This window comes from Neglectibacter sp. X4 (assembly GCF_009917365.1).
GTDB lineage: Bacteria > Bacillota > Clostridia > Oscillospirales > Acutalibacteraceae > Acutalibacter.
Window position 1 is genome coordinate 1 of record NZ_QWLE01000083.1, and the last position, 6,939, is coordinate 6,939.

Below are 6,939 nucleotides of genomic sequence, written 5' to 3' on the forward strand. Positions count from 1 at the left end.
AAGAAGGTCTTACTCGTTGACGCAGATCCACAGGGCGACCTTACCACCTGTCTTGGCTGGCAGGATACAGACGCTATTCCCATCACGCTGGCAACAAAGCTGGCTGAGGTGATGCGGGAGGAACCAAGCGACCCCATGAGCGGTATTCTGCACCATGAGGAAAAGGTCGATGTCCTTCCCGCCAATCTGGAGCTGTCAGCGCTGGAAATGAGCCTTGTAACGGTAATGAGCAGAGAAACCACCCTGCGGACATATCTCAGTCAGGTAAAAGAAAATTATGACTATATCCTGATCGACTGTATGCCCTCGCTGGGTATGATTACGCTCAATGCCCTTGCTGCGGCGGACAGCGTGATTATCCCTGTTCAGGCACAGTATCTTCCGGCTAAGGGTATGACCCAGCTATTGCAGACTGTTTCAAAGGTCAGGAAGCACATCAATCCCAGCTTGAAGATAGACGGTATTCTGCTGACACTGGTGGACGGGCGGACAAACCTCGCCAGAAGCACTGTGGAAGCCCTCAGAGCGAACTTTGGGAGCGTTATGAGGATTTATAAGGCTTCCATTCCCAGCGCCGTAAAAGCCGCCGAGGTGAGTTCTAAGGGCAAGAGCATTTTTGCCTATGAGCCGAGCAGTCCAGCGTCAAAGGCTTATACCGACTTCACAAGGGAGGTGTTAGCCAGTGGCAGGCAGAAAGAGCGACTTCGTTCTGCCGACGCTCGATGACCTGTTTTCTACACAGGAGCAGCGGGAGGAAGCAAAGCTCGCCAGAATACGGGATATTCCCATTGAGCTGATAGACAGCTTTCCCGACCACCCCTTTAAGGTGCGGGACGATGAGGATATGACCCAGCTTGTGGAGAGTATCAAGGAGCGTGGGGTAATTACTCCCGCTACGGTGCGACCAAAGGACGATGGGCGCTATGAGCTTGTCTCAGGACACCGGCGAAAACGGGCGTGTGAGCTTGCCGGTATGGACACCCTGCGCTGTGAGGTCGTGGAGCTTACAAGAGATGAAGCCACGATTCTGATGGTGGAGAGTAACTTCCAGCGCTCGCAAATCCTACCCAGCGAAAAGGCGTTTGCCTACAAAATGCGGCTTGATGCAATGAGCAGACAGGCAGGCAGACCGAAGAAAGAAAATCTGACACCAGTGGAGTCAGATTTTCAGAAAGCTCGTACCAACGAGGTTTTGGGCGCTGAGGTTGGCGAGAGCAGAGAACAAATCCGTCGTTATGTCCGCCTGACGAACCTTGTCCCTGAGCTGCTTCAGTTTGTGGACGAGGGCAGAATCAAGATGCGGCCAGCGGTGGAGCTGTCCTATCTGGACGAGGACTGTCAGCGTGATGTGGTGGACGAAATCGACATGACCGATTCCACCCCCTCCCACGACCAGACTATCCGAATGAGGAAGTTCTTTGAAGAAGGCAAGCTGTCAACCGAGGTTATCCAAGCCATCATGGAGGAGGAGAAGCCGAACCAGCGGGAGAAGATCGTGCTGCGGGGAGAGCGTGTCAGGCAACTTATCCCGAAGTCTGTACCATTGAACCAGACGGAGGATTATGTCTGCAAGGCGTTGGAACATTATGCCAGCTTTCTGCGGCGGAGAGCGGAGCGTGATTCCCGTTAATTCCCCCATCTCACACTCTTACCCCCTGAGAACTACCTGACTTACCGAGATAAAATAAACTATCTCTCTTTTTTTCTATCTCCTAAGTCAGTCTATCTCAGCAATCGCATCATTCACGCCAAACCCAAACGGCTGATATGATAAAAGATTACCCTGCAAATTCCGCCACAAGTTTTACCTGTTTTCGGGAAGTTTGGCAGGAGAGGTCTTTTCAGCCGAAAAAACAATGGGCTATGTTTTTCCGCAGTTTTAGACTGCGGTTTTTTTGCGCCCAAAATCTAAAATGGAGGATTCGACAATGAATCACTGTATCAAAACCAATGGAAAGCGGGTGACAGCGCTGTTTCTGGTGCTTGTTCTCGCTCTCTCGATGATTTCCACTACGGCGTTTGCGGCGCAGGAGGATAACTACCATGATCCTGCTGAACATTGGCTCAATGCCGCAAATCGTACCAACGAGCTGGATGTCAATGCGACCGTAACTCGTGAGACGGGAAACTGTGCCGTTTGCGGACAGTCCACCACCTTTATCATCTATCGGACGCCGGAATACACCCGTAACGGTGAGACCGCTATGACCCGCAATGTCCGTTATTCGGACGGTACGCTGGTAGGCGGCGAGGGAACCGGCGCTGTCATGGACGGAACGCCCGGCAAGGACGCATATTACACCGGCTATCACTGGACAAAAGCCTGCTGCAATACCTGCGGGACGCTCAACAGCAATATGGGCATCAGTGACTACTGCTTCGGCAAGAATGTGTACTGGCTTTATGACTGTGCCGCCGAGTTTACCGAGGAGCTTCCCGAACAGGTGAAGTATGAGTATGCCGACAGCACCTATCACAACAAGATCACCTCCAGCGGCACTTACTGCTGCTTCTGCTTCGGCACGAACCATATTAGCAATTCCAAGCTGGAGCGCCACAATATGCAGACGGAGATTCTGCCGCAGATCAGCAACAACCGCTTTGCCATCGTGAAGCACTGCAAGGACTGCGAATATACCAAAACCGAGTATATTGCCGCCAAGTCTGTTGTGGCGGACTATTACGGCGTGGTGGACGGTCAGCCCCATACGGTTACGATTTCCGATCTGTCCGAAGCTGGCGTATCCACTCAGATCCGCTATGGCAATTCCGCTGAATCCTGCACCCTGACAAGCGCCCCCAACTACACCGAAAAGGGACAGTACACCGTTTACTATGAAATCACCTACACCTATTCCGGTGTGACGATGACGGAGAACGGCGTTGCTTATGTCTGGCTGCATGATGAAAAAGAGGATACCGGTTGCCCCTGCGGCTGCGGCGACCCTGACTGCGACTGCAAAAACCCCGACTGCAACGGAAGCTGCCACAAGCACAACTGCGGAGATAATCACAACTTTGTTGTCCTTGAGACGGTCAACCCCACCTGCAAGACCCTCGGTTATACCCGTTATCTCTGCGTAGACTGCGGGAAGATCGAGAAGCGTGACTATGTAAACGCCATCGGTCATGCTTGGCAGAGCATTGTGATTCGTGACGCTACCTGCGAGGCTGGCGGCAAGGTGCTGAATATCTGCAAAAACTGCGGCGAGTGCGAGGAGGCAACTACTCCGAAGGGTGAGCATAAGTACGGCGTTTCCGTTGTGGAGCCGACCTGCGTCAGCCCCGGCTATACGGTCAAAGAGTGCGAGGTCTGCGGCGACCGCCATATCACTGACATTCAAAACGCCAAGCCCCACAGCTATGAAGCCATCACGACTCCTGCCAACTGTGAGAACGGCGGCTATACCCTGCATCTGTGCAAGGGCTGCGGCAGCTCCTTTATCACCGATTACACCGACCCTCTGGGGCATAGCTTTGACGAGGGTACGGTTGTGACCTCCCCCTCCTGCACCGGCGAGGGCGTGACCGAGTACCGCTGTGAGCGCTGCGGCTACCACTATGTAGACGGAAATGCGGCGAGCGGTCATAAGCCGGGGGAGGAAGCGACCTGCACGAATCCCCAGCTCTGCACCGTCTGCGGCGCTGTTATCACGCCTGCCCTTGGTCACAGCTTCAAGAGCGAGGTTACGGCTCCCACCTGCACCGAGATGGGCTTCACCACCTACACCTGTGAGCGCTGCGGCGAAAGCTACAAGAGCGACTATGTGAAGGCGACCGGTCACAAGTCGAGCGATTGGATCATCGACAAGGAGCCTACCACTAACAGCGAGGGCAGCAAGCACAAGGAATGCCTGAGCTGTGGCGAGAAGCTGGAAACGGCAACCATTGAAAAGCTGTATCTGACTGCCACCACCGACAGCAAGGGCGAAGCTGTTGTGGGCGGCTATCTGGTGATCGTAACCGATACGGACACCCAGAACCCTATCTCTAACGCCCATGTGGTCTTGAACAAGGACGGAAGCCTGTCTATCCGTCTCCCCAATGGGCGCATCATCGACTATGCCGACCAGACTACTGTTACTGTGAAACTGGTGAAGGACAAGACTCCTGTTTCTGAGCTTCCGATTGCCGTTACCGATATGAACGACAATTATTCCGCAGGAAAGACCGATAAGGCTGGGCAGATGACCATTCCCAGCGGTTCCGGTATCACCAACGATGATGGCAAAGCGACCGTAGGCGGCAAAGATGCTGACGGAGACCGCTACACCATTACCGTCAAGGTCGTGGACTTTGAGACCGGCAGACCCATTGAGGGTGCTGTTGTCACCATCGGCAAGACCGGCAACATTACTGTGAAGCTGCCTGATGGCACCGACATGGACGAGAACAACCGCATCACCGTCATTGTCACCGACAACCGCAAGAATCCCCTTGAAGACGAGAATGTGACCGTAAAGGGCGATATGGGTCAGAGTGCTTCCGGCAAGACTGATGAGGACGGTGAGCTTACCGTTCCCGATGTGGTTGTTGAAGAGCGTCATGGCGTTTATATCTATGGCTATGAGGACGGAACCTTCGGCGCAGAGCGCAACATGACCCGCAGCGAGGCGGCAGCTATCTTCGCCCGTCTGCTTGCCGAGAAGAAGGGCGACAGCATTCCTGAAAAGGGTTCTGTTACCACCAAATACACCGATATTCCCTCTAACGCATGGTATGCGGGGTATGTGAAGTACCTTACGAACTACGGCGTGGTCTATGGTCGTGGAGACAAAATCTTTGCCCCCAACGACGAGATCACTCGTGCGGAGTTCACCGTCATGGCTGTGCGTTTCTTTGAGGTCTACGGCGAGGGCGCTGAGGAGATCGTAGAAAAGTACGAGGGCTTCTCCGATGTCAGCTCCGGCTATTGGGCGGCTGAATATATCAAGGACGCTGCCATTCATGGCTGGGTTTACGGTTACGGCGACGGAACCTTCCACGCCGACGCCAACATCACTCGTGCCGAGGTGGTCTCCCTGATGAACCGTATGCTCGGCAGAACGCCGGACAAGGCATATATCGAGAAGAATATCCGCTATCTCAACACCTTCTCCGACCTGTCCAGCAAGCATTGGGCTTATCTTGCCGTAATGGAAGCGGCAAACGCTCATACCGCAACCCTCGGTGATACCGAGACATGGAGCAAGTAATCTACTGCTCCAACGACCTGCTCATGCAGGTCGTTTACATACACGAGCTGTCTGGACGCAGACGGTTGGTGTATTTAATATAACTCTCATGAAGGAGGGAGTGTGACTGACCATGTAGCATAACAAAAAGAGCGCAAAAAAGCGGCTCCGCCCAAAATGGACGGAGCCGCTCATGCGGTTCTATCATTTGATCCAGACAGAGGCAGGGGCGAAGTTGCTAAACTCATAATCGCCGTAAGCAAAGGCTGTGCCGAGATTGTACGATCCGAAGGAGAAGTACATCGTTACGGTATAGCCGGGGTTGAGGCTCTGTGCTTCAGCGGCGAGCTTCTCAGCCTCTCTCGCAATCTCGTCTCCGCTGAGAGACTTCCACCATGTCTTGAACTCACTCATGCTGAGGGAGCCGGAGTAGGCAGCGGTGTAAATCTTCTCACTGCCATAGTTGGTGACGGGCTTTTCCTTGACCGTCCAAGAGGATGCGAAGCTGTTGGCGGCGGCTGGGGTGCCGGACACTTTAGCCGGATTTGTGACAGTGGCGGTGTTGCTTTTTGCGTCATAGCCAACTTCAAGGTCGTAAGCATCTGCCAAAGCTCTCAGCGGGGCGTAGGTTGTGCCATTGTAGGTGAACACCAGCACATCATTTCCGTTAGCGTCCTTTGGCGCAAAGACCTGTCCATTGACAAGGACATTGATCGGATACGCTTTGATGGACAGTGCGCCATCGGACGCAAGAGCGGAAATGGGGAGTGCAACGAGCATAAGTACGGCAAGAGCGCCTGCAACGAACGATAAGAACTTGGTTTTCATTTTCGTGACCTCCAAATATGTAGTTTTGTCTTTCGACACCGTAAGCATACCGCTTTGGGGGTTTTACAGCAATTATGCGACCGGACAGATCGCAGATTTGAACTTTCGGAAAGGAGAGAGGTTATGAACGCAAAGACCATCATTGGAATTGTTCTGGTCGTCTTTATCTTAGGCGGCTTTGTATTCCTGCAACTCAGGAACCGCAAAAAGTAGAAACAGATAATGGGGCGGAGGAAACTTCGCCCCTATTCTTTTACAAGGAGGAAAACATGAATCAGACAACAACGGTCGAGAGCCGAGTGCTTGAGACCATGAGGGCTTGCCCTCGTTCCAGATATGACGATATGGCGCTTGCCACGCAGTATTACTGCCGGTACGGACACCGGAAAATCGCAGAGCTGCCCTTTGGATATGTGATGTTCAACTACAAGCGGTTCGGACTGCCCTGCTTTGAAACCATCCGCAGGGCAAGGCAGAGGGTACAGTCTCTTTTCCCTGAGCTGTCCCGCAATACCTGCGAGGCGGAGAACACCGAGCTTGTGCTGCTGATCCAGATCGGAGGTTGATGACTATGGCAGTGAGCAAATCCACCGAAGAACTTGCCTTGCAGAGAAAGGTCAAGGTCATGGCAAAGCTGTTTGCCAGCGGCTGCAAAACGGAAAGCGAGCTGCAATCGCTTTCTATGGAAGCGCTTTTGAAGATTGAGGGAATCACAATGGACGATCTCAGAATCATCATGGCACTGCAAAAAAGTGTGAAAAACCGCTCTTTGTATAGCTTCTTGGGAGGTGGAGATGATGAACAATCCGCTCAGGAATGACAGTCGCCGCATTATATGGAGTGACATGGATCTCCACAGGTGGGACTGGCAAAAAGATTTTGCGGAGTATATAAAAGAAAACGGGTTAGATATAGACCCCGCAGATGAAGATGCTCT

At 53.0% G+C, this 6,939-nt stretch carries 6 protein-coding genes; 5 read left to right on the forward strand and 1 reads right to left on the reverse strand.

Going from position 1 to position 6,939, the window contains the following annotated elements; all coding sequences use genetic code 11:
* The 3 genes from D1841_RS15880 to D1841_RS15890 form a co-directional block, all read left to right on the forward strand.
* Nucleotides 1-726: ParA family protein (locus tag D1841_RS15880; RefSeq protein ID WP_166554290.1), on the forward strand; the 726-nt coding region annotated here is incomplete at its 5' end.
* On the forward strand, nucleotides 683-1,630 hold the full coding sequence (locus tag D1841_RS15885) for a ParB/RepB/Spo0J family partition protein (RefSeq protein WP_161880047.1): 948 nt from the start codon (nucleotides 683-685) through the stop codon (nucleotides 1,628-1,630). The genes D1841_RS15880 and D1841_RS15885, both read left to right, overlap by 44 nt.
* A gap of 298 nt (nucleotides 1,631-1,928) precedes the next feature.
* Nucleotides 1,929-5,195, forward strand: a complete 3,267-nt coding sequence (locus D1841_RS15890) for an S-layer homology domain-containing protein (protein ID WP_161880051.1) — start codon at nucleotides 1,929-1,931, stop codon at nucleotides 5,193-5,195.
* A gap of 183 nt (nucleotides 5,196-5,378) precedes the next feature.
* On the opposite strand, the gene D1841_RS15895 is transcribed toward D1841_RS15890, so the two are convergent.
* Nucleotides 5,379-5,954, reverse strand: a complete 576-nt coding sequence (locus D1841_RS15895; protein ID WP_160641627.1) for a stalk domain-containing protein — start codon at nucleotides 5,952-5,954, stop codon at nucleotides 5,379-5,381.
* Nucleotides 5,955-6,271: 317 nt separating this feature from the next.
* Here D1841_RS15895 and D1841_RS15900 point away from each other — a divergent pair, with 317 nt between their 5' ends.
* Together D1841_RS15900 and D1841_RS15905 are read left to right on the forward strand one after the other, a co-directional pair.
* A complete protein-coding gene (locus D1841_RS15900) occupies nucleotides 6,272-6,568 on the forward strand; it encodes a hypothetical protein (protein WP_160641628.1) in 297 nt (98 codons plus the stop codon).
* A 5-nt stretch (nucleotides 6,569-6,573) separates the two neighbouring features.
* A complete protein-coding gene (locus D1841_RS15905) occupies nucleotides 6,574-6,822 on the forward strand; it encodes a hypothetical protein (protein WP_160641629.1) in 249 nt (82 codons plus the stop codon).
* Nucleotides 6,823-6,939: the final 117 nt, after the last annotated feature.